The sequence below is a fragment of the Arthrobacter sp. ASL1 genome, assembly GCF_056680475.1.
The window spans coordinates 987,968-1,012,316 of record NZ_CM155284.1; the positions used below are offsets into that span (position 1 = coordinate 987,968).

The 24,349-nt window shown below is 66.3% G+C and carries 27 protein-coding genes; 9 read left to right on the plus strand and 18 right to left on the minus strand.

What is annotated here, in order from left to right:
* Window position 1: 1 nt before the first annotated feature.
* Together AC1MEQ_RS04665 and AC1MEQ_RS04670 are read right to left on the minus strand one after the other, a co-directional pair.
* Complete coding sequence (locus AC1MEQ_RS04665; protein ID WP_479794393.1) at window positions 2-1,477, minus strand: amidase; 1,476 nt, start codon at window positions 1,475-1,477, stop codon at window positions 2-4.
* A 111-nt stretch (window positions 1,478-1,588) separates the two neighbouring features.
* Window positions 1,589-2,347, minus strand: a complete 759-nt coding sequence (locus AC1MEQ_RS04670) for a GAF and ANTAR domain-containing protein (RefSeq protein WP_479794395.1) — start codon at window positions 2,345-2,347, stop codon at window positions 1,589-1,591.
* Window positions 2,348-2,550: 203 nt separating this feature from the next.
* On the opposite strand from AC1MEQ_RS04670, the gene AC1MEQ_RS04675 reads away from it, so the two are divergent.
* Window positions 2,551-2,772 carry a hypothetical protein gene (locus tag AC1MEQ_RS04675; RefSeq protein WP_479794397.1) on the plus strand — a complete coding sequence of 74 codons (222 nt, stop codon included), beginning with the start codon at window positions 2,551-2,553 and terminating at the stop codon, window positions 2,770-2,772.
* Between the two features lie 348 nt (window positions 2,773-3,120).
* On the opposite strand, the gene AC1MEQ_RS04680 is transcribed toward AC1MEQ_RS04675, so the two are convergent.
* The 3 genes from AC1MEQ_RS04680 to AC1MEQ_RS04690 form a co-directional block, all read right to left on the minus strand.
* On the minus strand, window positions 3,121-3,744 hold the full coding sequence (locus AC1MEQ_RS04680; protein ID WP_479794399.1) for an ANTAR domain-containing protein: 624 nt from the start codon (window positions 3,742-3,744) through the stop codon (window positions 3,121-3,123).
* Between the two features lie 159 nt (window positions 3,745-3,903).
* On the minus strand, window positions 3,904-4,239 hold the full coding sequence (locus tag AC1MEQ_RS04685) for a hypothetical protein (RefSeq protein ID WP_479794401.1): 336 nt from the start codon (window positions 4,237-4,239) through the stop codon (window positions 3,904-3,906).
* Window positions 4,240-4,247: 8 nt separating this feature from the next.
* Window positions 4,248-4,976 carry a GAF and ANTAR domain-containing protein gene (locus AC1MEQ_RS04690; RefSeq protein ID WP_479794403.1) on the minus strand — a complete coding sequence of 243 codons (729 nt, stop codon included), beginning with the start codon at window positions 4,974-4,976 and terminating at the stop codon, window positions 4,248-4,250.
* A gap of 508 nt (window positions 4,977-5,484) precedes the next feature.
* Here AC1MEQ_RS04690 and AC1MEQ_RS04695 point away from each other — a divergent pair.
* A complete protein-coding gene (locus AC1MEQ_RS04695; RefSeq protein WP_479794405.1) occupies window positions 5,485-6,246 on the plus strand; it encodes an ANTAR domain-containing protein in 762 nt (253 codons plus the stop codon).
* Window positions 6,247-6,406: 160 nt separating this feature from the next.
* On the opposite strand, the gene AC1MEQ_RS04700 is transcribed toward AC1MEQ_RS04695, so the two are convergent.
* On the minus strand, window positions 6,407-6,916 hold the full coding sequence (locus tag AC1MEQ_RS04700) for an SRPBCC family protein (protein WP_479794407.1): 510 nt from the start codon (window positions 6,914-6,916) through the stop codon (window positions 6,407-6,409).
* Window positions 6,917-6,920: 4 nt separating this feature from the next.
* Window positions 6,921-7,262, minus strand: coding sequence for an ArsR/SmtB family transcription factor (locus tag AC1MEQ_RS04705; RefSeq protein ID WP_479794408.1), 342 nt, complete (start codon window positions 7,260-7,262; stop codon window positions 6,921-6,923).
* Window positions 7,263-7,404: 142 nt separating this feature from the next.
* Here AC1MEQ_RS04705 and AC1MEQ_RS04710 point away from each other — a divergent pair, with 142 nt between their 5' ends.
* Both AC1MEQ_RS04710 and AC1MEQ_RS04715 read left to right on the plus strand, forming a co-directional pair.
* Window positions 7,405-7,773, plus strand: a complete 369-nt coding sequence (locus AC1MEQ_RS04710; protein ID WP_479794410.1) for an ArsR/SmtB family transcription factor — start codon at window positions 7,405-7,407, stop codon at window positions 7,771-7,773.
* Window positions 7,770-8,255: an SRPBCC family protein gene (locus tag AC1MEQ_RS04715; RefSeq protein WP_479794412.1), complete on the plus strand. Its 486-nt coding sequence runs from the start codon at window positions 7,770-7,772 to the stop codon at window positions 8,253-8,255. The genes AC1MEQ_RS04710 and AC1MEQ_RS04715 overlap by 4 nt, the downstream gene beginning before the upstream one ends.
* A gap of 89 nt (window positions 8,256-8,344) precedes the next feature.
* Here the strand turns inward: AC1MEQ_RS04715 and AC1MEQ_RS04720 are convergent, their stop codons facing one another.
* Both AC1MEQ_RS04720 and AC1MEQ_RS04725 read right to left on the minus strand, forming a co-directional pair.
* Window positions 8,345-10,186, minus strand: a complete 1,842-nt coding sequence (locus AC1MEQ_RS04720; protein ID WP_479794413.1) for an alpha/beta hydrolase — start codon at window positions 10,184-10,186, stop codon at window positions 8,345-8,347.
* Window positions 10,187-10,436: 250 nt separating this feature from the next.
* Entirely contained in the window at window positions 10,437-11,915 is a 1,479-nt protein-coding gene (locus tag AC1MEQ_RS04725) for a sunset domain-containing protein (protein ID WP_479794415.1), read from the minus strand.
* On the opposite strand from AC1MEQ_RS04725, the gene AC1MEQ_RS04730 reads away from it, so the two are divergent.
* A complete protein-coding gene (locus AC1MEQ_RS04730) occupies window positions 11,872-12,501 on the plus strand; it encodes a TMEM175 family protein (RefSeq protein ID WP_479794416.1) in 630 nt (209 codons plus the stop codon). The genes AC1MEQ_RS04725 and AC1MEQ_RS04730 overlap by 44 nt on opposite strands.
* Here the strand turns inward: AC1MEQ_RS04730 and AC1MEQ_RS04735 are convergent.
* Window positions 12,498-13,769: an ArgE/DapE family deacylase gene (locus tag AC1MEQ_RS04735; protein WP_479794417.1), complete on the minus strand. Its 1,272-nt coding sequence runs from the start codon at window positions 13,767-13,769 to the stop codon at window positions 12,498-12,500. The genes AC1MEQ_RS04730 and AC1MEQ_RS04735 overlap by 4 nt on opposite strands.
* Window positions 13,770-13,909: 140 nt before the next feature.
* On the opposite strand from AC1MEQ_RS04735, the gene AC1MEQ_RS04740 reads away from it, so the two are divergent.
* Window positions 13,910-14,380: a very short patch repair endonuclease gene (locus AC1MEQ_RS04740; RefSeq protein WP_479794418.1), complete on the plus strand. Its 471-nt coding sequence runs from the start codon at window positions 13,910-13,912 to the stop codon at window positions 14,378-14,380.
* Between the two features lie 21 nt (window positions 14,381-14,401).
* Here the strand turns inward: AC1MEQ_RS04740 and AC1MEQ_RS04745 are convergent, their stop codons facing one another.
* The 7 genes from AC1MEQ_RS04745 to AC1MEQ_RS04775 form a co-directional block, all read right to left on the minus strand.
* Window positions 14,402-14,980 carry an RES domain-containing protein gene (locus tag AC1MEQ_RS04745; RefSeq protein WP_479794419.1) on the minus strand — a complete coding sequence of 193 codons (579 nt, stop codon included), beginning with the start codon at window positions 14,978-14,980 and terminating at the stop codon, window positions 14,402-14,404.
* A gap of 65 nt (window positions 14,981-15,045) precedes the next feature.
* On the minus strand, window positions 15,046-15,609 hold the full coding sequence (locus tag AC1MEQ_RS04750; protein ID WP_479794420.1) for a hypothetical protein: 564 nt from the start codon (window positions 15,607-15,609) through the stop codon (window positions 15,046-15,048).
* Between the two features lie 184 nt (window positions 15,610-15,793).
* On the minus strand, window positions 15,794-17,299 hold the full coding sequence (gene dctA, locus AC1MEQ_RS04755; RefSeq protein WP_479794421.1) for a C4-dicarboxylate transporter DctA: 1,506 nt from the start codon (window positions 17,297-17,299) through the stop codon (window positions 15,794-15,796).
* 9 nt (window positions 17,300-17,308) lie between these two features.
* Window positions 17,309-18,400, minus strand: coding sequence for a tartrate dehydrogenase (locus AC1MEQ_RS04760; protein ID WP_479794422.1), 1,092 nt, complete (start codon window positions 18,398-18,400; stop codon window positions 17,309-17,311).
* Window positions 18,401-18,517: 117 nt separating this feature from the next.
* Entirely contained in the window at window positions 18,518-19,426 is a 909-nt protein-coding gene (locus tag AC1MEQ_RS04765; protein WP_479794424.1) for a LysR family transcriptional regulator, read from the minus strand.
* A 25-nt stretch (window positions 19,427-19,451) separates the two neighbouring features.
* Entirely contained in the window at window positions 19,452-20,384 is a 933-nt protein-coding gene (locus AC1MEQ_RS04770) for an NADP-dependent oxidoreductase (protein WP_479794426.1), read from the minus strand.
* A 202-nt stretch (window positions 20,385-20,586) separates the two neighbouring features.
* Complete coding sequence (locus AC1MEQ_RS04775) at window positions 20,587-21,072, minus strand: winged helix-turn-helix transcriptional regulator (protein ID WP_479794427.1); 486 nt, start codon at window positions 21,070-21,072, stop codon at window positions 20,587-20,589.
* A 98-nt stretch (window positions 21,073-21,170) separates the two neighbouring features.
* On the opposite strand from AC1MEQ_RS04775, the gene AC1MEQ_RS04780 reads away from it, so the two are divergent.
* The 3 genes from AC1MEQ_RS04780 to AC1MEQ_RS04790 are packed head-to-tail and all read left to right on the plus strand — an operon-like array spanning window position 21,171 to window position 23,641.
* Window positions 21,171-21,602: a PaaI family thioesterase gene (locus AC1MEQ_RS04780; protein WP_479794429.1), complete on the plus strand. Its 432-nt coding sequence runs from the start codon at window positions 21,171-21,173 to the stop codon at window positions 21,600-21,602.
* A 9-nt stretch (window positions 21,603-21,611) separates the two neighbouring features.
* Window positions 21,612-22,130: a PaaI family thioesterase gene (locus AC1MEQ_RS04785; protein ID WP_479794431.1), complete on the plus strand. Its 519-nt coding sequence runs from the start codon at window positions 21,612-21,614 to the stop codon at window positions 22,128-22,130.
* A gap of 50 nt (window positions 22,131-22,180) precedes the next feature.
* Window positions 22,181-23,641, plus strand: coding sequence for an APC family permease (locus AC1MEQ_RS04790; RefSeq protein WP_479794433.1), 1,461 nt, complete (start codon window positions 22,181-22,183; stop codon window positions 23,639-23,641).
* A gap of 165 nt (window positions 23,642-23,806) precedes the next feature.
* On the opposite strand, the gene AC1MEQ_RS04795 is transcribed toward AC1MEQ_RS04790, so the two are convergent.
* On the minus strand, window positions 23,807-24,103 hold the full coding sequence (locus AC1MEQ_RS04795; RefSeq protein ID WP_479794435.1) for a hypothetical protein: 297 nt from the start codon (window positions 24,101-24,103) through the stop codon (window positions 23,807-23,809).
* Between the last annotated feature and the right edge of the window lie 246 nt (window positions 24,104-24,349).

Genomic DNA, 24,349 nt, shown 5'->3' on the forward strand with positions numbered 1-24,349 from the left:
GTCAGCCGGCGTCGACCGTGACGATCGGCCGGGCCACCTGCCCGCTGCCGGGAATGATTTCCGGCCGGCGGTCGGCCACCCGGGTGCGGTCCTCGAAGGCGCGGGCGTGGCGCAGCAGGTCGACATCGCGGTAGTGGTTGGCGGCCAGCTGGAAGCCGACCGGCAGGCCGGAGGCGGTGAACCCGGCGGGCATCGACACCACGGGCAGCCCGGTTGCGGAGAGCAGGCAGGCCGAGCGCATCCAATCCAGGTACGACGACGGTTCGACGCCGTTGATCGCGCCCGGGTAGCGCCGGGTCGCGTCGAAGGGCAGGACCTGGGCGCCGGGGGCCAGGAAGAGGTCGTACCGGGAGTAGAAGCTGCGCACGGCGGCCGCGAGCCGGGTGCGCGCCGCGGTGGCCTCGATCAATTCGGTGGCCGTGAGCGACTGGCCGAGCTCCACGTTCCAGATGACCTCGGGCTTGATGAGCGAGCGGTGTTCGCGCACCAATGGTCCGAGGTTGGCGGCAAAGTCGGTGGCGCGGGTGCGCTCGAAGACCAGATCGGCATCGGCGAAGTCGATCGAGGCTTCCTCCACGATCGCCCCCGCGTCCTCGAAGTGGTGCAGTTGGGCCCGCAGGACCTCCAGGACTTCGGCCTCGACCGGGACGCCGAGCCCGAAGTCCTCGCTCCAGCCGATCCGCACCCCGCGCAGATCGCCGGGCTCGCGGCCGGCGAAGATGCCGGAGAAGTCGGCTCCGGTCAGCGGTGCCGGGGGCACCACCCGGTCGGATGGGCCGCAGACGGCCTCCATGAACAGCGCGATGTCCTCGACTTCGCGGGCCATCGGGCCGGTCCGGCCGAGCCACGCCCAGTCGTTGATGGCCGCCGGCATCGGGAGGACCCCGTAGGAGGGGCGGAATCCAACGACGTTGCAGAATGAGGCCGGGATGCGCAGGGACCCGCCCATGTCGGAGCCATCGCCGAGCGGCTGGATGCCGGCGGCGATGGCGGCGGCGACGCCTCCGGAGGATCCGCCGGCGCTGCGGGTGGGATCGTACGGGTTGGTGGTCGTCCCGAAGACGGGATTGAAGGTGTGGGACCCGGCGGCGAATTCGGGCACGTTCGACTTCCCGGTGCTCACGACCCCGGCGGCCTTCAGCCGGGCGACGATCGGCGCGTTGGCCTCCGGGACATGGTCGGCGAAGATCGGCGAGCCCTGGGTGCTGCGCATGCCGGCGACGTCGTGCGTGTCCTTGTGGGTCATCGGCAGCCCATGCAGCAGGGGCAGGCCCGCCCCGGAGGACGTGAGCCGGTCGGCGATGTCCGCGGCGGCCAGGGCGGCCTCCGCATCGAGTGTCACGACGGCGTTGATCGACGGGTTCACCGCGGCGATGCGCTGCAGATGGGACTCGGTCGCCTCCCGAGAGGAGATCTCACGACGGCGGATCGCTCCCGTTAATGCGGTGGCCGTGAGCTGCTGGATGTCGTCGTTCATGCCGGTGCCCCTCGTCATCGCCCCACCGCCGGGTGCGGGTGGCCGTGTGCCCCAGTCTGCCGGTTGTCTGGGGCGATGCGGAACTGCGTGACATCGGCGCCCAGTCAGATGTCAGCGGCCGACGGTGGTTCCCTCGTCACTGGGCAGGTCCCCGGTGGCTGACAGTTGCTCGGCCACGCGGACGAGCTTCGTGTTCGTGCGGAAGCTGGCCTGTGCCAGCAGCAGGAAGGCGTGCGCTTCCTTGATCTTATAGCGCTCCATGAGGATGCCCTTGGCCTGTCCGATCACGTCCCGCGTCGCGGCGGCGTCACGGAGCTGATCGATCTGCTGCGTACCTGCGAGGACGACGGCGGCGTGCGCGGCCACGAGCCAGGCGATCTCCTCGGATTCCTCGTCGAAGGCGTCGATGTCACGGCTGAAGAGGTTCAGAGCCCCAAGTTTCTCACCCTCAACAAAAAGCCGGATCGATAACATGCTGGCAGCCCCCAACGCGTTTGCTCCGGCCGCGAATCGGGGCCAGCGGCGCTCTGCCGCCATATCCGGGACGCGGACCATCGGGTGTTCATGCACGGCATCCAGACACGGCCCCTCACCCAACCGCTCCTGGAGCGCATCCGCCTCCCGAGCCAGGGGCCCCGAGGGGGCACGGGCTTCGACCCTTTTTCGTGCGAGCACGAGGCTGATCGACGCTTCCTGGGCGCCGGGGATCATCTCGACGGCTGCACGGACCATGTGGAGCAGGATCGCTGCTTCGTCACGTTCCTGTTGGAGTTCGCGGGCGAGTTCGCCCATGCGTTCGGCGAGGCCGTCATGCCCGATGCCACAATCGTCACCTGCGCCGGGGTCCCTGTCCATGCGGATTTCTGCCATGCCTAATTCTTGCAATTCGACGACGATTCCGCCAAGCCAATTTCTGGGGCTACTTCAAGCTCGGATCTCCTGAGTCGTGGCGCGCCCGTTCCCTTGACGAAAGGGGGCGATCTCGGAGGTAATGGAAGGACGATCCGAACCCAGATTCGGTACGCAGTGAACAGTTTCACCCGCAACTTCGACAACGCCTTAGGCGCCGCCATATGTCACCCCAGCACCCCTACAGAAAAGATCTGGCCGACCGTTTGAGAGCTGGTCTGCAGTCTGGCAGTGTCAGCCTGCAGGAGGTATGGATTGCCTGCCTCGGACGCGGCGGTGATGCCGACGCGATCACCCTCGATGCCTATATTCACGGACTCGGCACCCTGTCCATGCTCGACCAGTTGGTCCTCCAATGTGCATGCCGGGAGACCCTGGACGTCTGAGCCCGCGTTTCAGCGCTTCGGCGCCTTCCCGCTATCGGTCGGCCGATGCCCTGATACCCCGGAAGGCCATGAAAACGGCCGAGTCTGGGAACGCCGTGGACTGGCACGCACCGTGGGATAACGGATGAGTGGACGATCAGCAATAACGGCATCCTGCCAAGGTCCCGCGGTGCGCCGCCCCGCTTCGCCCCGGGCAACGAGGAAGTCCAAGTCACTCGAACTGACAGCGGTCCAAGGGACACAGCACGATGTGCAGGATCAGTTGGTGCAGCCTCGTTCGCCGTCGACCGCACAGGGTGGTGATGGCTCGGAGTGCGCCTGTCCGGCTTCAGTCGTTGGCACCGGAGGTCAGCGTGTCGGGCCGGTGCCGCCTTGGATTTCCCCGCTGTTGATGAGTTCGTCGGCGACATCGCGGAGTTTCCTGTTGGTGTGCGAACTTGCCGTGGCAAGCAGCAGAAATGCCTGGTGGCCGGTGATTTTGTAGCGCTCGATCAGGATTCCCTTCGCCTGCCCGATCAAATCACGGCCTTCGACGGCTTGGTGGAGCTCACTGACCTTCTGGGCCTCCGAAAGCGCAATCGCCGCATGGGATGCCACGACCAACCCGACGTGCTCGGATTCATCGTCGAAAGCGGCCACCTGGCGGTAATAGAGGTTCAATGCGCCCAGGTTGTCGCCTTCCACATAGAGCTGGAAGGCGAGCATGCTGCCCACACCGGCATCGGCGGCACGCCTGGCGAAACGAGGCCAGCGGATCTCGGTGCCCATGCCGGGGACCCGGATGGTGCGTTCCTCATAGATCGAATCGAGACAGGGCGCCGCCGCCAACTCGACCTGCAGATCATCCAAATACCGAAGCAGCTCACTGGAAGGGGCCATCGTTTCGATGTCCTTCCGGCCGGTGACGATGCTCAGTGATGCATCCTCGGTGCCGGGAATCAAAGCGATCGCAGCAGAGACGACGATCTCCAAGAGGGCCTCCGGTCCTTCCTGGTGGAGGGAACGTGCCAGCTCGCCGAGCTGGGAAGCCAGCTCAAACCCGCCAACTGCATTGTCACGGTGGCGTTCGGATGGCTGCACGAGCGCGGATGGGGCGTGGTCCCGTTCATCGTCTGCTCTTATCGTGTCGTCCTACCCTAGACATCTCTCTGTCGTTGGGCCACCGTCCGTGTCATAGCTAAACGGTGCACGCGGAGAAGGCGGGATCATGTCGATCATTTCATTAACGGCCTGCGCCAGCACGTCATGCTGAAGTGCAGGCAAGAAGTAGGAGGCGTTGATGTAGGCATCCAGCTCGTACTCACCCGCGGTGCCTCCGAGGCTGAAGTAGTACACCCACAGTTCTTTCAGGGACAGCTTCGAATGGCGTACCGCCCTCGCCAGCAGGTGGCGCTGTGATTCTTCCGGACCATCCCCGGCGGGCACCACTGGGGGCGGGCTTTCGGGCGGTGGCGACTCCGGCGGCATGGGCTCCCTCACGAGGTCCGCCCGCCCCGCCGTGGATCGGCGGCGATGATCCGTTTCGCGGTCTCCAATAGGGTGAGGCGTCCTGCGCGGGCAGCCTGGAGCAGGTGTGTCGTGGCTGAGTCTTCGTCAAAACCGTGCTCGGCCATGAGGATGCCCTTGCCAATATTGATGGTGTCGCGACTGCCCACGGCACTCCGGATGGATTCGCTGAGCCGGGCCGGAAGGTCATTGGTCTGCACGTGGGCCAGCAGCGCGGCAGCGGGTCCGGCGAACATCGTCAACAACCGTTCGGTCGCCGGGGTGAAGGCGTGTTCCACAGCCGCGTAGACTTTCATGGCCCCGACCACGGTCTCCTGGTGTGGCAACGGCGTGCTGAGTACCGATCGGATCGGCAGCCCGACGACGGCGGCGGACCAATCCGGCCAGCGGGGGTCGGACTGGACGTCGTCGACGTTGACGATTTTGCCCGAGCCCCAGGCCGTCAGGCAGGGGCCTTCACCCAACTTGTACTGCAGGTCATCGGCTTCACGGACCACCCGGTCCGTGCTCCCGGCACTTTCCCTGCTCCCCGATGCACTGATGACGGAGACGCCGGCGCCAATTGCCCCCGGTATCGTGCTTTTGGCTGCCTGGGCAAGCAGCTCCACCGCATGTTCGACGGTTTCCTCGCTCAGCAACATGCCTTTGACGCGGGCGAACACCATCGACAGTTCATCAAGTGGAAGTTCGGTAGCCATCATCGCCTCCTGTGGCGGTACCGGCAGCGCCCCGAAAAAGGGGTCGAGTCGGCACGAGTAGATTGTTTCCCATCTTAACGCCGCAGCCCCACCTTGTATCCGATACGTGTTCCGTACGGCCGTCTGCGGCTACTCCTGAGGTCGACACAGAAGCCTCTCCCGTCAGCGCCTCGTGAGTGTCCTCGGTTGCCAGCCAGTCGTTTTGTCAGAACTTCTCATCACGCACCCCTCGTCAGAATCATTCCGGCCATGGGACCGGCAGTCTCAACTGCCCGGGGGAAGTGCAATCGCTCGTCCGCACCATGCACAGCGGATAGGACTTCAACTGATCGAATCCACATTCCCTGTACACGTCGTCGTCCGGCGGCCCGGCATCTCCCCGCTGGACCGCCCTTGTGACGCCCCCATTATTGAGACCGACGAGAGCGTCTCCTGCGCGGCGCTCCGCTTCGCGAAAAGCACCAGAAACCGACTATGCAGTTTCGTAGCGGGCTGCCAGAATATGGCCATGGATGGTTATCAGGGAAACCCAAGTGCCGGCACGAACGACGAGGCCGACCTGTCCGATGACGACACCCTGGCCGGAAGCATGGGACACCTCGCCCGTATTCTCCAAGGCGAAAGGGACGAAGCGGCGATCCTGGTCCGCATGGCCCGGGCAGCCGTCGAATTGATCCCGGGGGTCGATGAGGCATCAATCAGCCTGGTCATGGCACGCAGGAAAATCGAGTCCCGCGCGCCCTCGGGCGAGATGGCCCGGATAGTGGACGCCTTGCAGGAACATGTTGGCCAGGGCCCCTGCCTGGATGCCGTGTTCGAACACCACACCGTCAGCGTGCCCGACATGGGAAACGAGGACCGCTGGCCCCGCTTCGCCGCCGAAGCCCGCGCCCTGGGGGTGGAGAGCATGCTCTCCTTCCAGCTCTTCGTCGAGGGCGAGAACCTGGGCGCATTGAATCTTTTCAGCAGAGAAGCCCACGCGTTCGACGCCGAATCCGAACTCGTTGGTTCCCTCGTCGCCGCGCACGCCGCCGTGGCGCTCTCCGAAACCCAGAAGACGGACCATCTGCGCGATGCCTCGGCTTCACGGGACTTGATCGGCCAGGCCAAGGGCATCCTCATGGAGCGGTATAAGGTCACTGCCACCGAGGCCTTCGTCCTCCTGGCCAAAGCCAGCTCGGCCAGCAACACGAAACTCGTTCGCGTTGCCGAGCAACTGGCCAACAACGGGGTACTCTCCACCACCAACGATCGTCCACCCGAACGCTAACGGCCTCCGGGCGCCCGACAGCCTTCCGGCGGCGCGTCCCGGTCGCCATGGATTGAGGCCCAGGACCACGTTCTCCGGCCCCTGCATCGCGCCGTGTTTGGCGCCCAGGATGATGAGCCAACCGGCGAAGGCCGGGGTGGCCCACTGGAGCAGAGTCCTGCTAGACCGAGCCGGTCGGGGTGACCGGCTCGGCCAGGATCGCGTCGATCTGGCCCATGGCCAGCGTCATGCCTTCCTCCATGCCCATCTTGACCATTTCCTCGAGCTGTTCCAGGCTCTCGAACGTGGTCACGGACGTCATCCGGGTCCGCCCGCCGACGTCCTCGAGGGTGACGGTGCAGAAGGAGGTCCCCAGGAAGCCGCTGGGTTCGCCGTCGTCCCCGGCGAAGCCGTCCTCGAACGTGAAGCTCCTCGGGGCATCCGTCTCCAAAATCTTCCACCAACCGGCGGATTTCTCCCCCTCGGGGCCGGTCATGTAGTAGCGGGATTCCCCGCCGGCGGCCAGTTCGTGCCGCACGAACGTGGCCGGCCAGGTAGGCGGGCCCCACCAGCGCTCGAGCTGGCGCGGGTCCTCCCAGACTTGCCAGACGCGCTCGACGCCGGCGTCGAACTCGGCGACGAAGGTCAGTGTCAGGTTTTCGGTGTCTGCGGTGTGGTTGATGACGGTCATGGTCCTAGTCCTGTCTCGGTTCGGAGAGGATGTCCCCGATGCGGTCGGCGCGTTGGCGCCAGATGTCCCCGTAGGCGTCGAGCAGGCGCGATGCCCGCTGCAGTGCCTCCGGGTTGCCGTGCACGATCTGCTCCCTTCCGTGCCGCTCCTTGCCCACGAGCGACGCCCGCTCGAGCACCGCGATGTGCTTCTGCACTGCCGCGAAACTCATCTGGTAGTTCCCGGCCAGGGTCGACACGGACTGCTCGGTCCGCATCACCCGCCGGATGATGTCGCGCCGGGTCGCATCCGCCAGGGCCTGGAAGATGCGGTCGATTTCGTCGTCACTCAAGTCATCTACAACCATTTGGTTGTAGATTAGCTTGCACGACGGCGGCATGCAAGACTTCCGCCGGACTTTTTCGCCGTCCCGGCACACCCCTTGACACCGCCGGCACGACTGTCTATTTTGTAATCAATCGATCGGTTGATAAAGAAAGATGTTGATCATGCCCCTGGACGAGAACACCGACGCATCGCTCGACCGGGCCTTCCTGGCCCTGGCCGACCCTGTGCGCCGCGCCATTGTCGCCCGGCTCAGCCGGGGCCCGGCCACGGTCAACGACTTGGCGGAACCCTTCGCGATCTCCAAACAGGCGGTCTCGAAGCACATCCAGGTCCTCGAACAGGCGCAGCTCGTCACGCGATCACGCGATGCCCAGCGCCGGCCCGTCCACCTGAACCCCGCACGCCTGGAGGCCCTCACCGCATGGATCGACCGCTACCGGCTGGTCCGCGAAGAGCAGTTCCGCGCCCTCGACACCGTGCTGAGCGAACAGGCCGCCGCCGGCGGCCGTAACCCCAAGGAAGCACCATGAGCAACGACCTGCACCTGTCCATCCCCGACAACACCCCCTACATCGACTCCACCCGCGAGTTCGACTTCCCCGTCGCCGACGTTTTCCGCGCCCACACCGACCCGACCCTGATCGGCCGGTGGCTCGGCCCACGCCGGCTGCGGATGGACATCGACCACTATGACGCCCGCACCGGGGGCACCTACCGGTACCTGCACACCGGCCCCGACGGCGACACCTACGGGTTCTCCGGGGCCTTCCACTGCGTGCGCGAGAACGAACTGATCATCCAGACCTTCGAGTACGACGGCTTCCCCGACGTCGTGAGCCTGGAGTTCATGCGCTTCGAGGACCTCGGCGACGGTCGCACCAGCCTGGTCGGCCATTCGGTCTACCCCAGCCAGGAGGCCCGCGATGGCATGGCCTCCTCCGGCATGGAGGAGGGCATGCAGGACGGCTACAAGCGGCTCGAGGAACTGCTCGCCGGCCAGACCGAGGACTGAGCACGACGGCGATGCCCGGCTTCCGGGCACGAGAGAGCCCCTGGGCCCTCCCACACTTTGGAGCAACCAGGGGCTCGTCGACGGGTGGGTCAGGTGCGCGGGACGGCGCCCGGGATCGGTGGAACCACCGGAGGTAGGTGGCTCTTCGGCGCCTGGCGGAACTTGTTCTGGCCCTGCTGGTCCAGCGGTTCCGTGAACGGCTGCACGTCGCCCTCGCAGACGGTTCCCTTCGCGGGCAGCTTGCCCGTCAACAGGTACGCGTCCACGGCCCCGGTCGCGCACTTTGAGGTGCCGTAGGCAGTGTGGCCCCAGTTGGTGCTCGAAAGCAGCCGGCTGTTGGGCAGCAGCGATGCGGCCTTGACGGCGCCGTCGTAGTTGGTCGCCGGGTCCCAGTAGTTGCCCACGACCAGGACCGGGTTCGCCGTGGCGTGGTCGAAGGTGCCGCGGTAGGAGTCTTCATCCTGTGCCGTCCACGTCGAGCTGGCGCACGGCGCGGACGACCAGGTCCACATCGGACCGAAGTCCGGCGCCAGGATCTGCGAGTAGTCGGCATAGGTCGACCAGTTCTTGGCGCGGGATGGATTGGTCCCGTCGGTGCACAGCACCGATTGGAAAGCCTCGGCCGCGTTGTTGTACGGGAAGCCCCAGCCGGCACTTGCCCCCATGCGCTGCTTCTCGTCGCCGGCCGACTTCGCCGCCTGCTTCTCCGAGCTGATGCGTGCCGCCAGGTCGGAGCGGGCTTCGGCCTGGCGCTGGGCCAGCTTGCTGCCCTTCGCCCCGGGCTTGGCCATGAGCGCGGAGACCTCCGCGAGGATGGAGTCCACTGCGGTACCGGCGTCTGGGGAGTAGAGGCTGCTGAGCAGGATCGAGGTCAACATGGCGTAGCTGATCTCGACGGGTTCGCCGCCGGTCTCCTCGCCGCTGATGACCAACGGCTTCTTCTTCAGCGAGGCGACGATGTCCGCATAGATCTTCACGGGGTCACCGTCGGCGGCCAGTTGGCAGTACTCCTCGCCGGCTGACTTGCAGCGCTTGAGGATCTCGTTCAGCGCCTTGGCGGCTCCCTGTCCGGATTTGATCCGCTGGGTTTGGGGCAGGGACTTGTTGTACTTCGTACCGGCCCAGCCCTGCGGGTCCAGCACCCCGTCGATGACGACGGCGCGTACCCGATCCGGGAACATGTTGGCGTAGACATTGCCCAGATACGTGCCGTAGGAAAAGCCCAGATACGTCAGCTGCTGGTCGCCGACCATGCGGCGCAACACGTCCATGTCGCGGGCGACCTCGGCGGTGGACATCGCACCCGACATCGGCTTGCCCGTCGTCGCACACGCCTTACCGAAGGCCTCCGAGGACTTCACGTAGGCCTTGGTTTCGGCCCGGGCGAAGGGGAAGGGAACGGCGAAGCCGGCCAGGTCCTTGGCCTGGTCTCCCATGTTCTTCCAGCAGGCGACCCCATCGCTGAAGTTGGTGCCACGGGGGTCCATGCCGACGACGTCGAACCGCTCGCGCACCTTGGGGCTGACGAATTGGTCGGCGGCGGCGGCCATCTGGACGCCGGAGCCGCCGGGGCCGCCGGGATTGACGAAGAGTGTGCCGAGCTTCTTCTTCGAGGTGTCGGTCGCCTTCAGGCGCAGGACCGCAACGTTCGTCTTCTTGCCCTTGGGCTGGTCGTAGTCCAGCGGGAGGGGGAGGCTGGCGCAATCGGCGCCGGGCGCGAGGTCGGCGCAATCAAACCAATCCGCCTTCGGCGTGGCGACGCGATCGACCATCCGGGACTCCGACGCCGTTGACGGAGCCTGCGGAAGCGCGACCGCCGTGGTGGCCGTGGTCGGGGCAGTCGGAGTTGCGGCGCCCGCGGCGGCCGGGGCGATGAGCAGGCTTGCGGCCCCCAGGAAGGCGGCGGGGCCGGTCCAGCGACGGGCCGTCACCGGGCACGTCCAGAGATCTGGTGGTGGGTCGTCATGAAACGTGGATGAGTGTATGAAATATCCATGTCTTCACGCTATTGATGAGCGCCGCAGGTTGGCATCCCCCGAAAGGAGTATTTTGACAAGAAATGTCGTTACATCTCAATACTTGAGGAATCAAGGAAGATCCGAAAGTGGGATCTTAAGGAAAGCCAACGGCGGGGCCAGGCGACATTTCATCTCCCGGCCCGGCCGTCGGCCTCCACGCGTGTTAGCGCTTGGACGCGCGGTATCCGTGGGATCGAGCCGCTGCCGTGCTGGAGAAGCACTCTTCAGGGTTGGTGCGGGTGTAGAAAGCGCCTCTGGGCACGTGGTAGATCATCGAGCTGGCGTTGCCCTTGATCGGGTACCCGGCGGGGCAGTTGTAGCTGCCTGTCCCGTATACATGGTTCGGCTTCTTGCCCGCCTTGATCTTCACTGTCTGTGTCTTCGTGGCGGTGTACGTCGGAGACCAGGACTTCTTGGTCACTTTCTTGCTGGTCGTCACCGGCTTGTAGAGGTTGCGTTCGGCATAGAGATACGGCGATGCCGTGGCACCAACAGCTGCCTTGATGCGTGTGGTGGATTCACCGTTGTCATCCCACAGGACCGCTCCGGAAATCCCCGCTTCACGGCTTGCCTCGTTGTCGGCAAAGGACACGGCGTAGGTTTCGTAGCTGCCGTTGAAGCTGCCCGTACAAACCAAGCGCATCGGCTGCAGCACCAAGTCCGCATAGGTATCCGAAGGGCCGAGTTCCACGACCTTGCAGTTCATCTTGACCAATTTTTCGGGCCCGGCGACCAGCTGCTTGCCCTTCGTGATCACCGTGGTGGTCTTGTACACCGGAATGCGGTACTTCGCCGTGGTGGTGATCCGATAGGTCCCGGTTCTCAGCGCCACAGATGACTTGTTCGTGGCGATCTTCCTCGCCCCTTGCTTCACCGTCAAGCGGCTGGACGAAAGCTGCACGCCACTCGCCCGCGAAACGTTCGGCCTCATGGTCACCTTCCCGCGGTATGGGGCCGTTTTGCCGGAGATGGCCTTGATGTAAACGGCAGACCGCACCACCAGCTTCTGCTTTTTACTGACCGTCTTGACCGCGGAGTACTTCTTCGACGCGCCCGCGCCCGAGATCGTCCGGTATTTGACGACAGAGCTGACCGAGTAGGTTCCGGCCTTGAGCTTGGCACTCCCCTTCGCGCGGACCAGGGTCTTCTTGCCCTGGAGTACGGTGATCGTCTTCGACCGGAGATCGACCGATCCGCTGGTGGTGACCTTAGGTGCGACGGTTGCGCTGCCGCCGACCCTGACGACCGGGGACGCAATGGTTCCGAGGGCTACCTTGGAAATCGTTGCGGCCGGGACGACGGATGTCGTGGCGATGGATAGTGCACCTGGTGCGGCAACGGCGGCAACGGTGCCTCCGAGGACCAGCGACGAAGCCGCAGCCATGACTGCCATGGCACGGCAAAGTGAAGTTTTCATTCCCCCAACTTTCTTCCCGGACCTCGCCGGGCACGAGTGATGAACACATCGTAAACGAAAACTTGAAGGAACAATATGTATCACCGTGCCGTCGTGGCGTGTCCAGAAAAGCCTTGCCCCGCCGTCGTGCACCGGGGTTAGGATCAGCCGGTAAAGCACAGCGACGCACCGGGAGATGACCATGATGCCCACCAGCCGCCTCGAGGCATTCAGCGACGGGGTCATGGCCGTGATCCTGACGATCATGGTCCTGGAGATCCAGGTCCCCGAGGGGCACGATCTGGCCGCCCTGGCGTCGTCCGGCCTGGGTCTGAGCCTGCTGACCTACCTGCTGAGCTTCATCTACGTGGGGATCTACTGGAACAACCACCACCACATGTTCCAGATCACCGACCGCATCACCGGTGGCGCGTTGTGGGCCAATCTGCACCTGTTGTTCTGGCTCTCACTGCTGCCGTTCACGACCGCGTGGATGGACGAGAGTTCGTTCGCCCGGGTCCCCGCGATCGTCTACGGGGCGGACCTGCTGGCGCTCGCGGTGGCCTACTTCATCCTGCAGTCGGTCATCATCCGCTCCCAGGGCGCCGCCTCGACACTGCGTACCGCCGTCGGGCGCGATGTGAAGGGCAAGCTCTCCCCCGCGCTCTACGTTGTCGGCATCGTCTGTGCGGTACTGGGCAGCGACGAGTCCCGGACGCTGGTGTACGTGGCGGTCGCCTTCTTTGCCGGCGTCGCGGTCCTGTGGCTGATCCCCGACCGGCGGATCGAGCGGAGTCTGGTCGCGGAGGGGCGCGGCCAGACTTCCGACTAACCCTCCCGGGCCCCACACCACTCGGCGATGAACAAGGCGATGGCGCCGGTGATCCTGCGGACCGAGTCCAGGTGCACCCGTTCGTCGACACCGTGGATCGCCTCGGACCGGGGACCGTATACGAAGGTGGGCATGCCGCCGTATTGCGTGAAGACGCGGGCATCGAGGTAGCCGGGGGTGGTGAACGATTCGAGGGGGGCGCCGAACGCCGTCTGGTGGGCGGCGGCGAGCACCGCTTCCGCGTCGGTCCCGGCCGACTGGACATATCCTTCGGCGAAGAAGCCTGTTCGCTCGGCCGTGGGGGCAATGCCACCCAGTTTCGGCGCCATGCCTGTCAGGCACTTCTGGATGTCGGACCAGGCGTCCTCCGCGGTGGTCCCCGGATAAAACGCGGCACGGACATCGAGCTCGCACCATGAGGGCACACTCGAGGGCCAGTCCCCGCCCCGGATCTTCCCGATGTTGAAGTTGATGGGGTGGTCCAGCTCCTCGAAGTGGGGGTGGGCGGCCCGCTGGCCGTTCCAGCGGTCCTCGAGAAGCCGCAGCTCCTGGATGGTGGTGTAGGCGGCATCGATGGCGTTGAAGCCGTGGGCCATTTCCCGCGGGTGTGCCGGCTTGCCCTCCACCCTGACGGTGAACCAGATGACCCCGACGTTGGCCCGGACCAGCATGTTCTCCTCGGGCTCCGGGATGAGGACGGCGTCCGCACGGTAGCCCCTCAAATGGGCCGCCAAGGCACCGTTGCCGGTGGATTCCTCTTCGACCACGGACTGGACAATGATCGGGGCCATCGGTTCCAACCCGGCGGCCCGGAGGGCGTCGAAGGCGAACAGGTTCGCGGCGACGCCGGCCTTCATGTCGCCGGCCCCGCGGCCGTGCATCCACCCGTCGATGATCGCCGGATCCCATGGCGAGCGCGCCCAGGTGGCTTCCGGCCCCGTCGGAACGACATCGACGTGGCTGTTCAGGATCAGCGAGCGGCCCCCCGTCGTGCGCGGTGTGTAGGTCCCGACGACAGTGGACGCCTGGTCGGCGGAGACGGTCATCGGGCCATACCCGGGGTGCCGGGCCAGTTCGTCGACGTCGAGTTTCCACCGGTCCATCTCGAACCCGCGCCCCTGCAGTGCGGAGTACATGAGGTCCTGCACCGATTCCTCCGACCCGCGCACCGAAGGATGCCGGATCAGCTCGGCGGTGAATTCACATTGCCGGTCGAACGCCGCGTCGACCGCGTCGAGGATCAGGCGGGTTTGTTCTGGGGTGGGCACGGTGCGCTGCTTCCTCTGGACTTGCGGTGGTGATCTTCCGAGCGTTTCATCCTTTCCGTGAGATCAACAGGGCCAGCGGTTGCAGCGCGGGGCCCCGCAGGTGCTGTCGCCGGGCCTCCCGGGCATGAGAACCTGTTCCCATGGACCGTCTGACCCCTGCGGAACGTTCGGCGCAGATGTCGCGCATCCGGGGAACGAACACCAAACCGGAGTTGGTGGTGCGCCAGGTGGCCCACCGGGCCGGCTATCGCTTCCGTCTGCACGGCCAGGTGTCGTCTGCGGCCCTGGCCACCGCACGGCGCCGGGCTCCGGAGCTGGTGTTGCGCGGCGGCAAGCTGCCCGGGCGCCCGGACCTGGTGTTCGCGTCGCGGAAGAAGGTCGTTTTCGTCAACGGGTGCTTCTGGCACCAGCACGACTGTCCCGTCGGGCAGCATGCGCCGGCGACGAACGCGGAATTCTGGGCGGAGAAACGGCGGAGCAACGTTGAACGCGACGCTCGCAGCCACGCGGCCCTGGAATCCATCGGCTGGCAGGTCCTGGACCTGTGGGAATGCCAGCTCAAGGACCCCGCCGTCGTGCTGGCACGCCTGGACACGTTTCTGGCCGGTTAGTAGGCCCACCGTTGACCGGGTCTAGGGATCGACGATGAGCGTGGCCGATGTGGGAACACTGTCGATGGTGTACCCCGCCATCGTTTCGATGACCGAGCGCATGGACACCTTTTCGTGCGTCGACCCCACCACGTGCTGCCCCTCGCCTCCGAAAACGTAGAGGCATGTGGGATGGTTGCTGCCGGTGCCAAAACGGGAACGGGCTTCGATGCCGTCGAAGCCCGCGGCATCCATCGCAGCCGCCCAGGCACGAGTGATCGCGTAGTCCCCCAGGGGCGCGACGACATCACCCGGGGCGACGCCAAATGCCGAGCCTGTCGTGAAATCGGCCGCCGTGAGCTCCTGCATCCCCAATTCAGTCACCCACCGGTCAACGATCTGGGAGGCGGGGATGACAGCATCGCCGACCATGACCGTCCCCAAGTATTCGCGCACCGCAACTTCATGAGAGGAGGCCGTGTTCATCGTGCCACGTGGGGTTTCCAGATTGAACCGGCCCGGACCGCTGGAGAAGTACCAGGGACTTCGGGGCCCATGCGCGCGGCTTCGTCGAATCGGAGCCAGATGTCCCACGGCGGGGAAATCGGTGTAGTTCTTCATGGGTACCGGGGCGCGGAGTGTGCTGACCGATCGTGGCCGATCCCCGGCCGTCGGCCCTCCTCCGCTCATGCTGCCGTACGCCAACCGGCGGCGTCGTCCGCAGCGAGTGCGGCCAACTCCGCAATCCGGTCCGTATCACCGGAACCCAAAACGTCCAAGGCAGTGCGGTTCCCGAATTGGTTGATCTTGGCGGTGAGCCAATAGGCGACCGTCCAGCCATCGACCCCGGAGGCGAGCAGGATCTTCAGGAGGTCTTGGAGCCCGGGGCGCATGCTTCGGCCCATGAATTGGAATGCCGGAAAAAGCATTTCCCCGTCTGCTGTCGTCACGCGCAACATCCGGCGGGTTTGGACCCGCTGGCTCACCGCTTGGCGCGAGACACCACCGAGAACCTTGCGTACCCGGTCGGTGGTGTAGAACGCGCCCAGCCGATCGTTGATCCGACTTGCCGTCAGCACAGCGGCGGTCATGGCATTGACAGCCGCACTTCCAGAATCGACCGAGAACTCGGTGAGTTCGTGCGAGGAGACCAGCTCGTCAAGTCGACGCCCCAAACCCTCAAGCACTCTCTCACGCCACACACCGGGGGTCAGGGTCTCGGGTTCGGCGCGACTCATGACGTCGTTCATGGGGGCTACCTCTTCCTTCCTTTCCACCCTCCCACCGACCTCCCAAAGCGTCAATGCCCGTCAAGGCATTCGCGTCCGCGAAAGTCTACAGATTGTTCGCACGGCCAACCCGGCCGGCCCACACACCACGACTGCCGGACGATGCGTGCATCGCCCGGCAGCCTTTGTCAGTGGATACCTTTGCTCAGCGGACTCCGGCCCGCACGGCGTCCGAGACCGGGTCGGTGCCTGACCCGGGTTCCGCGCTGCTCCCCCGCTCGGCAGTGGTCCCGTCCGGTTCTTCGCCGCCGCCCGAGATCGACGCTCCTCCACGTGGCTCTTCCGCGGGCTCCAACTCGTCCACGAGGTCACCACCCTCGGCCGGCGTCTCGGTGGATAGCGGCGGGACGTCTTCGCCCCGGAACACCTTGCGCACCCGGTCGACGTCCAGCGACTTGTCCCACCAGGCGATGAACAACGTCGCCACGGCATTGCCGCAGAAGTTCACCAGGGCGCGGCATTCGGACATGAACTTGTCGATCCCGAAGATCAACATGATGCCCGCCGCCGGGATTGTGCCCAGGGTGCTTAGCGTGGCAGTGAGGGCGATGAACCCGCCACCGGCCACACCGGCGGCTCCCTTGGAGGTCAGGAGCATGACCGCGAGCAGTCCCAGTTGCTGGGTGATGGTCAGGTCCGTGTTCGTCGCCTGCGCGATGTACAGCGAGGCCAGCGAAAGGTAGATCGCGGCGCCGTCGAGGTTGAAGCTGTACCCGGTGGGAACGACCAGCCCGACGGTTTCCTTCTTGACCCCGGCGTGCTCGAGCTTGCTCATCAGGCCCGGCAGGGCCGGTTCGGCGGTCGAGGTGCCCAGGATCAGGAGCAGTTCCTCGCGCAGGTGGTGCAGCATCGAGAAGATGTTCAGCTTCAGGAACGCCATGACCGAGCCAAGGACGACGACCACGAAGAAGATCGAGGTCCCGTAGAAGAGCAGGATCAGCCAGCCCAGGCTGGTCAACGTCTCCACGCCGTACTTGCCCACGGCGAACGCCATGGCACCGAAGGCGCCCAGTGGTGCGGCCTTCATGATGATGTTCAGGACCTTGAAGACGACCTTCGTCAGCCGCTCGACGATGTCGAGTACCGGTGCGCCGATCTTGCCGATCGCGTTCAGGGCGATGCCGAAGATGACGGCCATGAAGATGATCTGCAGGATGTCGCCCTCGACGAAGGGCTCGGCCATGCTCCCCGGGACGACGTGGGTCAGGAACTCCCACCACTGCTGGTGCTCGCCCTTCTCGATCAGCTCGGCGGCGCTGCCGGTGGCCTGGATTTTGCTGGCGTCGGCATTCACCCCGTCGCCGAGGCGGAAGATGTTGATGGCCACCAGTCCCAGCATCATGGCCACGATCGTGCCGATCTGGAAGTAGCCCAGGGCCTTCAGCCCGGTGGTGCCGACCTTCTTCAGGTCCGCGACGCTGGCGATGCCACCAAGGATCGTCAGGAAGACGATCGGGCCGATGAGCATCTTCATCGCCTCGATGAAGGTGGTCCCGATCGGCTGCATGGCCTGACCGGTTTCCGGGGCCAACCAGCCGACGAGGATGCCGACCAGGATGGCCACGAGGACCCAGAAGTACAGTTGCCGGTAGATCCGGCCGCTGCGGGCGTAGGCGAAGAGCGATCCGCGGCGCTGCGGGTTGCGTGTCATGGCGGGTTCCTACACGGTGGCCAGCCGCGGCAGCAGCGCGGCCACGATGGCATCGGTGACGGATTCGGTATCGGCGGTTCCGCCGATGTCGCGGGTCAGCTGCCCGGCGGCGGTGGCTGCCTCGATGGCCGCCTCGATGCGTCGGGCCTCGTCGTGCAGGCCGAAGTGGTCGAGCATCAGGGCTGCACTGGCGATGGCGCCGATCGGGTTGGAGATCCCCTGGCCGGCGATGTCCGGGGCGGAACCGTGGACCGGTTCGAACATCGACGGGAAGCGGCGTTCCGGGTTCAGGTTGGCGCTGGCGGCCAGCCCCAGGCTGCCGGAGAGCGCCGAACCGAGGTCGGAGAGGATGTCGGCATTGAGGTTGGAGGCGACGACGACGGAGAGATCCTCGGGTTTGAGGATGAACTTGGCGCTCATGGCATCCACCAGCACGGATTCGGTGGCCACGTCCGGGTAGTCGGCGGCGACGCGCGTGAAGACCTCGTCCCAGAGCACCATGCCGTACTGCTGGGCGTTGGACTTGGTGACGGAGGATACCTTCTTCACGGTGCGGGTGCGGGCCAGGTCGAAGGCAAAGCGCATGATGCGCTCGCATCCCTTCTCGGTGAACAGCGACGTCTGCAGGGCCATCTCGTTGCCGGGTCCCCGGCCGGCGAGGTTGCGCCCGCCCAGGCCGGCGTATTCGCCTTCGCTGTTCTCGCGCACGACGATCCAGTCGAGTTCGGTGTCGTCGGCCTTGCGCAGCGGCGAGGTCACCCCGGGCAGGAACTTCACCGGGCGGATATTGGCCCACTGGTCGAAGTTCTGGGTGATGTTCAGCCGCAGGCCCCAGAGGCTGACGTGGTCCGGGACGTTCTCCCAGCCGACGGCCCCGAAGTAGATGGCGTCGAAGTCCTTCAACGCCTCGAGGCCATCGGGGGCCATCATGACCCCGTGCCGGGCGTAGTAGTCGCTGCCCCAGGGGAATTCGGTGAAGTCGAAGGCGATGTCGCCGTTGGACTGTTCGGCGATGGTGTCCAGGACGCGGCGGCCTGCCGCGACGACTTCCTGGCCCACGCCGTCTGCGGGGATGGAGGCGATGGTGAAACGCTGGGTCATGGTGGTGCTCCTTGGGAAACGTGCTGCGGGTCACAGGGTCGTGACGTTGAATCCATCAGAGCAAGAAGCAGCCCATAGCGTCCAAGACTTGTTTCGCATACGCCACATAGGGATCTCCTATGTCTCGATGTCTGACGTCGTTGCGGCGGCATGGTCGGCCGCGACCCGGAGGAACGCCCGGGCGGCCGGCGTGAGGTCCGCCCGGCGGCTGGCGACGGCCACGTGGAGATCCGCCACCGGTTCGAGCCGGAGCACCCGCAGCCCGGATTGGCGGGCCAGCGCCGTCCACGACGAGGGCATGACCGCGTGGCCCACCCCGGCCAGGACGAGCGGCAGGATGGAGGTGCGGTGGGCGACCTCGACGGCGATTTCCACCTCGATGCCGGCGGCCAGCATGTCATCGACCAGCCAACGCATCAGCGATCCCCGCTGCGAGACGATGACACGGTGGCCGCCCAGGTCCTCGCGCCGGAGCACCTCGCCATCGCCGAAGCTGTCCGCCCGCGGGTTGACGATGAGCATCAGCGGTTGGCGTTCGAGTTCGAGGACGTCGACGCCTGCGGGGCGCAGGGGGCGGTCCGAACCCAGCAATCCGACTTCCGTGCTGCCCGAGCGGATGGAGGCCACGACGTCGTCCACGGTGAAGGCGGCCTCCACGTTGACGGTGATCTGCGGGTGCCGGGTGGTGAAGTCGGCGAGCATGGTGGTCAGCGGTTCGACGCCCGGCGAGGGCATGGCGACCAGGTCCAGGTTGCCGCTGCGCACGCCCTTGAGCGCATCCAGGGCCATGCCCGCGGCCTGCAGGTCGCGCACGACGGTGCGGGCGGGGCCGATGAGTTCGCGGCCGGCCTCGCTGAGCACCGCCCGCCGGCCGACCCGGTGGAAGAGCGGCAACCCGACCTCGCGCTCCAGGGTCTTGATGGTCTGCGACAGCGAGGGCTGGGCGATCATCAGGTGCTCGGCGGCGCGGCCAAACCCGTCATGGTCGACCACGGCCAGGAAATAGGTCAGTTGCCGGACGTCCATGTGTTCTCCCCGTGCCCCGTTGCGCTCAGCGGCCGGGGACGAGCAGGACCTTGCCGGCGGTGGTCACGTCGATCTCGAACCCCTCGGCGGCCCGGGCCAGCGGCAGGGTGGCAACGATGCGCAGGGTGACGCGGCCGGCGTCGACCGCAGCGACGAGCCGGTCGAGGGTCTCGGTGATGGGCATGGTCATCTGGGTGGAGGCCATGACCCGGGCAGCGGAGGAGGCACCGGCGTCGTGCTGGGTCAGCAGGGAGACCATGGTGCCGCCCTCGCGCAGGACAGGGTAGTAGCGGGTGGGATCGACGCCGGGCGTGGCGTCGAGGATGGCATCGATGCCGGTCAGATCGTCCAGCCAGGAGTCGTCGGTGTAGTCGCGGACCTCGTCGGCGCCCAGTTCTGCGACGAAGTCGGCGTCGGGTCCCGCGGCACTGGCGATGACGCGGGCACCGGCGGCCTTCGCGAGTTGGACGGCGATGCTGCCGATCGAGCCGCCACCGCCGAGCACGAGCACGGTCTGCCCCGGCGCGGGGGCCAGGGATCCCACGGCCTGCACGGCGCTGGCGCCGACCAGCGGCAGCGATGCGGCCTCGATGAGCGGGATGGTGCGCGGGGCGTGGGCGGCGAACATGGCCGGAGCGGCGACCCGGTCGGCGAAGCTGCCGGTGCCGCCCATCACCACGCCTGCCTGGCCGATCACCGCGTCGCCCACCGCGAAGCCCTGGACGCCGGGGCCGACCTTCTCGACAACGCCGGAGTAGTCGCCGCCGAGCGTGAAGGGCAGGTCCAGCTCGACGGCATCGGCCATGGCGCCCTCGGCGATGCCGGCGTCGACCGCGTTGATGCTGGCGGCGGCCACCTTCACGAGCAACTGGCCCTCGCCGACCCCGGTGGGGCCGGAATCCTCGGCGACAAGGAGCCGATCCAGGGGGCCGTAGGCGGTGACGTGGATGGCGGTCATGGTTTCTCCCGGGGTCGTGCCGCCGGCAGGAACGGGCGCCCCGGCGACTGGTCCCACCCTGCCACGATTTGCCGGCGCCAACCAGCACCGTGACGTGCCGCAGCCGACGTGGCCCCCATCGCGCGTTGGTGATCTCCACGCGGCGGTTCGCGACGCTACGGAGTGAGCGCTGCCGCCGACGCCGACCGCATTGCCGACCGCATTAGGAGGCAGACGCCGCCGAAGCCACCCGCCGCACCCCCGGGCCCGGATCCACCTGTCCGGCGGACGGTCCGTCGAGCACATGACCGGCCGCGCAGCGGACCACTGCTTCGACGGGTTCCCCGCAATCGCGGTGCGACACGATCACCGAGGGGCCCGACGGCGATGGCGCGTGGCGGTCTCCCCACTGCAGCAGGCCGATCAACACCGGGTAGAGCTCACCAGCCATCGCGGTAAGCCGGTATTCGCGCCGGGTCCGGCGTCCGGCCTCGCGGTAGGGCTCCGCGGACAGCAGGCCGGCGGCCACCAGCTTGCGCAAACGGTCGGACAGGATCGAGTCGGACAGGCCGACGTGATCGCGGATCTGGTCGAAGCGGCGGACACCGTTGAAGGCCTCCCGCAGGACCAGGAAGGTCCATTTCTCCCCGATCACCTCGAGCGTGCGTTGGATGGAGCACTGGGCGGTGTCGTACTCAAGCCACTGCATGGGCCACTCCTTCGCGGGTCGTTGCCGGTGATTGACGGCCGGATGCCGGCACCCTAGGCTGACTTCAATCGTAGAAGCCAGCTGCCAGGAGTTCAACCATGACCGACACCCCAGCCATCCCCGATGTCACCCTCGCCGCCGCCAGCCGGTTCGTCGCCGCGTCCGGACTCGTCGTCGACGAGGCCACCGCGACGTTGGTGCGTGGGCACGTCGAGTTGAACGAGGACCACCACACACCATGGGGCGTTGTCCACGGCGGCGTCTACACGACGCTGGTGGAAAGCGCCGCGAGCATCGGCGCCAGCCAGGCGGTGCTCGACCGCGGGCAATTCGCCGTCGGGGTGCACAACGCCACCGATTTCCTCCGGCCGGCCACCGTTGCCCACGCCACCGTCGAGGCGCGCGCCCTGCATCAGGGACGGACCCAGCAGTTGTGGGACGTCGTCATCAGCGACACCGCCACCACCAAGGTGCTCGCCCGCGGCCAGCTCAGGGTCCAGAACGTCCCGATGCCCGACGCCGTGAAGTAGGGGGCCGGCATGACACGACGCGAAAAGACCATCAGCTGGCACGACGTCGACGAGGCACTGGCCGCGATGCCGACCCTCTCCGGCCTGGAATACCTGCAGAAAATGGCCTCCGGCGAGTTGCCCTCGGCGCCCATTTCCGGCCACATGGCCATGGAGCTCACCGATGTCCAGGAGGGCTCGGTCACGTTCACCTGCCATCCCGACGCCTCGCACTACAACCCCATCGGCACGGTCCACGGCGGCCTGGTATGCACCGTGTTGGACTCCGCGCTGGGCTGCGCCGTCCATTCCACCCTGCCGGCCGGCCTGGGCTACACCTCGATCGAGATCAAGGTGAACTACCTGCGCCCGGTTCGCTTCGACAGCGGTCCGCTGGTCTGCACCGGCCGGGTCACCAAGCCTGGCCGCCGCGTGGCCTTCGCCGAGGGCGAGATCGTGGACCGGCACGGCAAGGCGGTCGCGACGGCATCGGGCTCACTGCTGGCCTTCCCCCACGAGCCGGTTATCGACTCCACCCCTCGCCAGTGACCGGGGACACACCGTAGGCTTCCCGGACATACAGTTCGCGAGGAGGCCCCATGTCAGAGACCGACGTCGACCGTCACGGTAAATCCGGCGAGGGCACCTCGCTGATCAGGGCGCTGGGCAGCTGGGATACCCTCGCCATCGGCTTCGGGGCGATGATCGGCTTCGGCTGGGTCGTGCTGACCGGCGGCTGGCTCGAGTCGGCCGGAACGATGGGCGCGGTGCTGGCCTTCGCCGCCGGCGGTGTGATCATGGCGCTGGTGGGACTGACGTACTCCGAACTGGTCGCGGCCATGCCGCTGGCCGGCGGCGAGCACAACTACGTCATCCGCGGCATGGGGGCCAGATGGGCATTCATCTGTTCGTGGGCGATCACCGGCGGCTACATCACCATCGTTGCCTTCGAGGCAGTGGCACTGCCGCGCACCGCCCTCTACCTCTTCCCGGGGCTCAAGTCGGTGAAACTCTGGGAGATCGCCGGATCCGAGGTCTTCCTCAGCTGGGCGCTCGTGGGCGCGGGCGCGGCGGCACTCCTGACAATCCTGAACATCGTGGGGATCAAGCTGGCCAGCGCGGCCCAGACCTTCGCCGTCATTTTCCTGCTCATTGTGGGGCTGATGCTGGTGACCGGTTCGTTCGTCGGCGGCGAGACGGGGAACCTGCAGCCGTTGTTCACCGGCGGTACCGCGGGCTTCCTGACGGTCCTCGTCGTCGTGCCCTTCCTCTTTGTAGGGTTCGACGTCATCCCGCAGTCGGCCGAGGAGGTCAAGATCCCGCCGCGGCAGGTCGGCAAGCTCGTCGTCGTCTCGGTCATCATGGCCGCCATCTGGTACATCATGGTGGTGCTGACGACCGCGTCCTCGATGGGCGTGGGCGAGTTGGCCGGTTCCGATCTGGCGACGGCCGACGGCATGGCAGCACTCTGGAGCAGCGACGTCATGGGCAAGGTCCTGGTCGCCGGTGGCATCGCCGGGATCATCACGTCCTGGAACTCGTTCCTCATCGGCGCCTCGCGGCTGATCTTCGCAATGGGCCGATCGCAGATGCTCCCCGCATGGTTCGGACGGCTGAATCCCCGCTTCCGCACACCCACCAATGCGCTCCTGTTCATCGGTGCCCTGTCGGTGGCTGCACCGTTCTTCGGAGAGGCCATGCTCGGCTGGCTGGTCGATTCGGGTTCCCCGAGCATCGTGATCGCCTACTTCCTGGTGGCTGTTTCATTCCTCCTGCTGCGCCGCCGGGAGCCGGCCATGGACCGGCCACTCCGCGTGGGTGGCAAGGGCAAGGGCGGTCTGGTCATCGGAGTGCTGGCCGCCGTGCTGTGCCTGGGGCTGACCAGCCTGTACCTGCCCGGCATGCCGGCTTCGCTGGATGCGGCACCGTGGATCCTGTTCGGGTTGTGGTGGGTGGTCGGCGCCGCGTTCTTCTTCCGCATCCCGGGCGGCATCAAACCCGGTCCGGACGCCGAGGAGGACCTGGCACGGGCGTTGGCCGCCCGTGCCTCGCGCCGGTAAGCCGTATGCGGGGCCTTCCCGACCGCATGCATGCCGATCTCGACCCGAAGGAAAAAGAGCAGCTTCGCGACCTGCTTGGTCGATGCATCTCTGGACTTGCCGGCAAGAACAACTGATCCGCGCATCGAGGCGCCCTACGCAGCGGCGCCCCGGCACGTCCGGTGGTTAGGCGACGCCGCCGACGGCCCGGAGCTTTCCGGTGGCGGGATCCCCGTCTTCGAAGAGCAGCCGACGCGCTTCCTTCAGTGCCCAGCCCGCGTCCTTCTTGTCGAGCTGGGCAAGTAACAGCAGGTTGGCGATGCGCTGCTCGCGGCGGGTGCGGGCGGCCTCGCGGGCCATCTCGACCATGGCCAGGACCCGCGCGTGGGCGCGCAGGCCGCGGGCCTCGACGCTCGCGTCATCCGGCGCGGTCGAGCTGAGCAGCTCCAGGGCGTCGTTCAAGATGTCACTCGTCGTGGGCATGTCACTCGGTCCTTTGGAATCACGTCGGCGTGATCCGCGTCATGGTCGGTCGGTGGTGCCACTGTATCCATCGGCCTGTCATCTACGAAATTCGCCGTTGTCACACGCGCGCCGCCTCCGGCAGCAGACCACCAGCACCTCGTCTCCGCGGACCAATTAGGACTTCAGGCATTTCAATGACGTCGAAATAAGTATTTCCCGCGTGACAGAAATTCCACTAACTTTGGTGGACAGCAGCCATAGTGG

Excerpts from the sequence above, each read along its gene's own strand:
- AC1MEQ_RS04665 (WP_479794393.1), bottom strand. The coding sequence starts at position 1,477 with ATGAACGACGACATCCAGCAGCTCACGGCCACCGCATTAACGGGAGCG.
- AC1MEQ_RS04670 (WP_479794395.1), bottom strand. The coding sequence starts at position 2,347 with ATGGCAGAAATCCGCATGGACAGGGACCCCGGCGCAGGTGACGATTGT.
- AC1MEQ_RS04675 (WP_479794397.1), top strand. The coding sequence starts at position 2,551 with ATGTCACCCCAGCACCCCTACAGAAAAGATCTGGCCGACCGTTTGAGA.
- AC1MEQ_RS04685 (WP_479794401.1), bottom strand. The coding sequence starts at position 4,239 with ATGCCGCCGGAGTCGCCACCGCCCGAAAGCCCGCCCCCAGTGGTGCCC.
- AC1MEQ_RS04690 (WP_479794403.1), bottom strand. The coding sequence starts at position 4,976 with ATGGCTACCGAACTTCCACTTGATGAACTGTCGATGGTGTTCGCCCGC.
- AC1MEQ_RS04695 (WP_479794405.1), top strand. The coding sequence starts at position 5,485 with ATGGATGGTTATCAGGGAAACCCAAGTGCCGGCACGAACGACGAGGCC.
- AC1MEQ_RS04700 (WP_479794407.1), bottom strand. The coding sequence starts at position 6,916 with ATGACCGTCATCAACCACACCGCAGACACCGAAAACCTGACACTGACC.
- AC1MEQ_RS04705 (WP_479794408.1), bottom strand. The coding sequence starts at position 7,262 with ATGGTTGTAGATGACTTGAGTGACGACGAAATCGACCGCATCTTCCAG.
- AC1MEQ_RS04710 (WP_479794410.1), top strand. The coding sequence starts at position 7,405 with ATGCCCCTGGACGAGAACACCGACGCATCGCTCGACCGGGCCTTCCTG.
- AC1MEQ_RS04715 (WP_479794412.1), top strand. The coding sequence starts at position 7,770 with ATGAGCAACGACCTGCACCTGTCCATCCCCGACAACACCCCCTACATC.
- AC1MEQ_RS04730 (WP_479794416.1), top strand. The coding sequence starts at position 11,872 with ATGATGCCCACCAGCCGCCTCGAGGCATTCAGCGACGGGGTCATGGCC.
- AC1MEQ_RS04725 (WP_479794415.1), bottom strand. The coding sequence starts at position 11,915 with ATGACCCCGTCGCTGAATGCCTCGAGGCGGCTGGTGGGCATCATGGTC.
- AC1MEQ_RS04740 (WP_479794418.1), top strand. The coding sequence starts at position 13,910 with ATGGACCGTCTGACCCCTGCGGAACGTTCGGCGCAGATGTCGCGCATC.
- AC1MEQ_RS04745 (WP_479794419.1), bottom strand. The coding sequence starts at position 14,980 with ATGAAGAACTACACCGATTTCCCCGCCGTGGGACATCTGGCTCCGATT.
- AC1MEQ_RS04750 (WP_479794420.1), bottom strand. The coding sequence starts at position 15,609 with ATGAACGACGTCATGAGTCGCGCCGAACCCGAGACCCTGACCCCCGGT.
- dctA (WP_479794421.1), bottom strand. The coding sequence starts at position 17,299 with ATGACACGCAACCCGCAGCGCCGCGGATCGCTCTTCGCCTACGCCCGC.
- AC1MEQ_RS04760 (WP_479794422.1), bottom strand. The coding sequence starts at position 18,400 with ATGACCCAGCGTTTCACCATCGCCTCCATCCCCGCAGACGGCGTGGGC.
- AC1MEQ_RS04765 (WP_479794424.1), bottom strand. The coding sequence starts at position 19,426 with ATGGACGTCCGGCAACTGACCTATTTCCTGGCCGTGGTCGACCATGAC.
- AC1MEQ_RS04770 (WP_479794426.1), bottom strand. The coding sequence starts at position 20,384 with ATGACCGCCATCCACGTCACCGCCTACGGCCCCCTGGATCGGCTCCTT.
- AC1MEQ_RS04775 (WP_479794427.1), bottom strand. The coding sequence starts at position 21,072 with ATGCAGTGGCTTGAGTACGACACCGCCCAGTGCTCCATCCAACGCACG.
- AC1MEQ_RS04780 (WP_479794429.1), top strand. The coding sequence starts at position 21,171 with ATGACCGACACCCCAGCCATCCCCGATGTCACCCTCGCCGCCGCCAGC.
- AC1MEQ_RS04785 (WP_479794431.1), top strand. The coding sequence starts at position 21,612 with ATGACACGACGCGAAAAGACCATCAGCTGGCACGACGTCGACGAGGCA.
- AC1MEQ_RS04790 (WP_479794433.1), top strand. The coding sequence starts at position 22,181 with ATGTCAGAGACCGACGTCGACCGTCACGGTAAATCCGGCGAGGGCACC.
- AC1MEQ_RS04795 (WP_479794435.1), bottom strand. The coding sequence starts at position 24,103 with ATGCCCACGACGAGTGACATCTTGAACGACGCCCTGGAGCTGCTCAGC.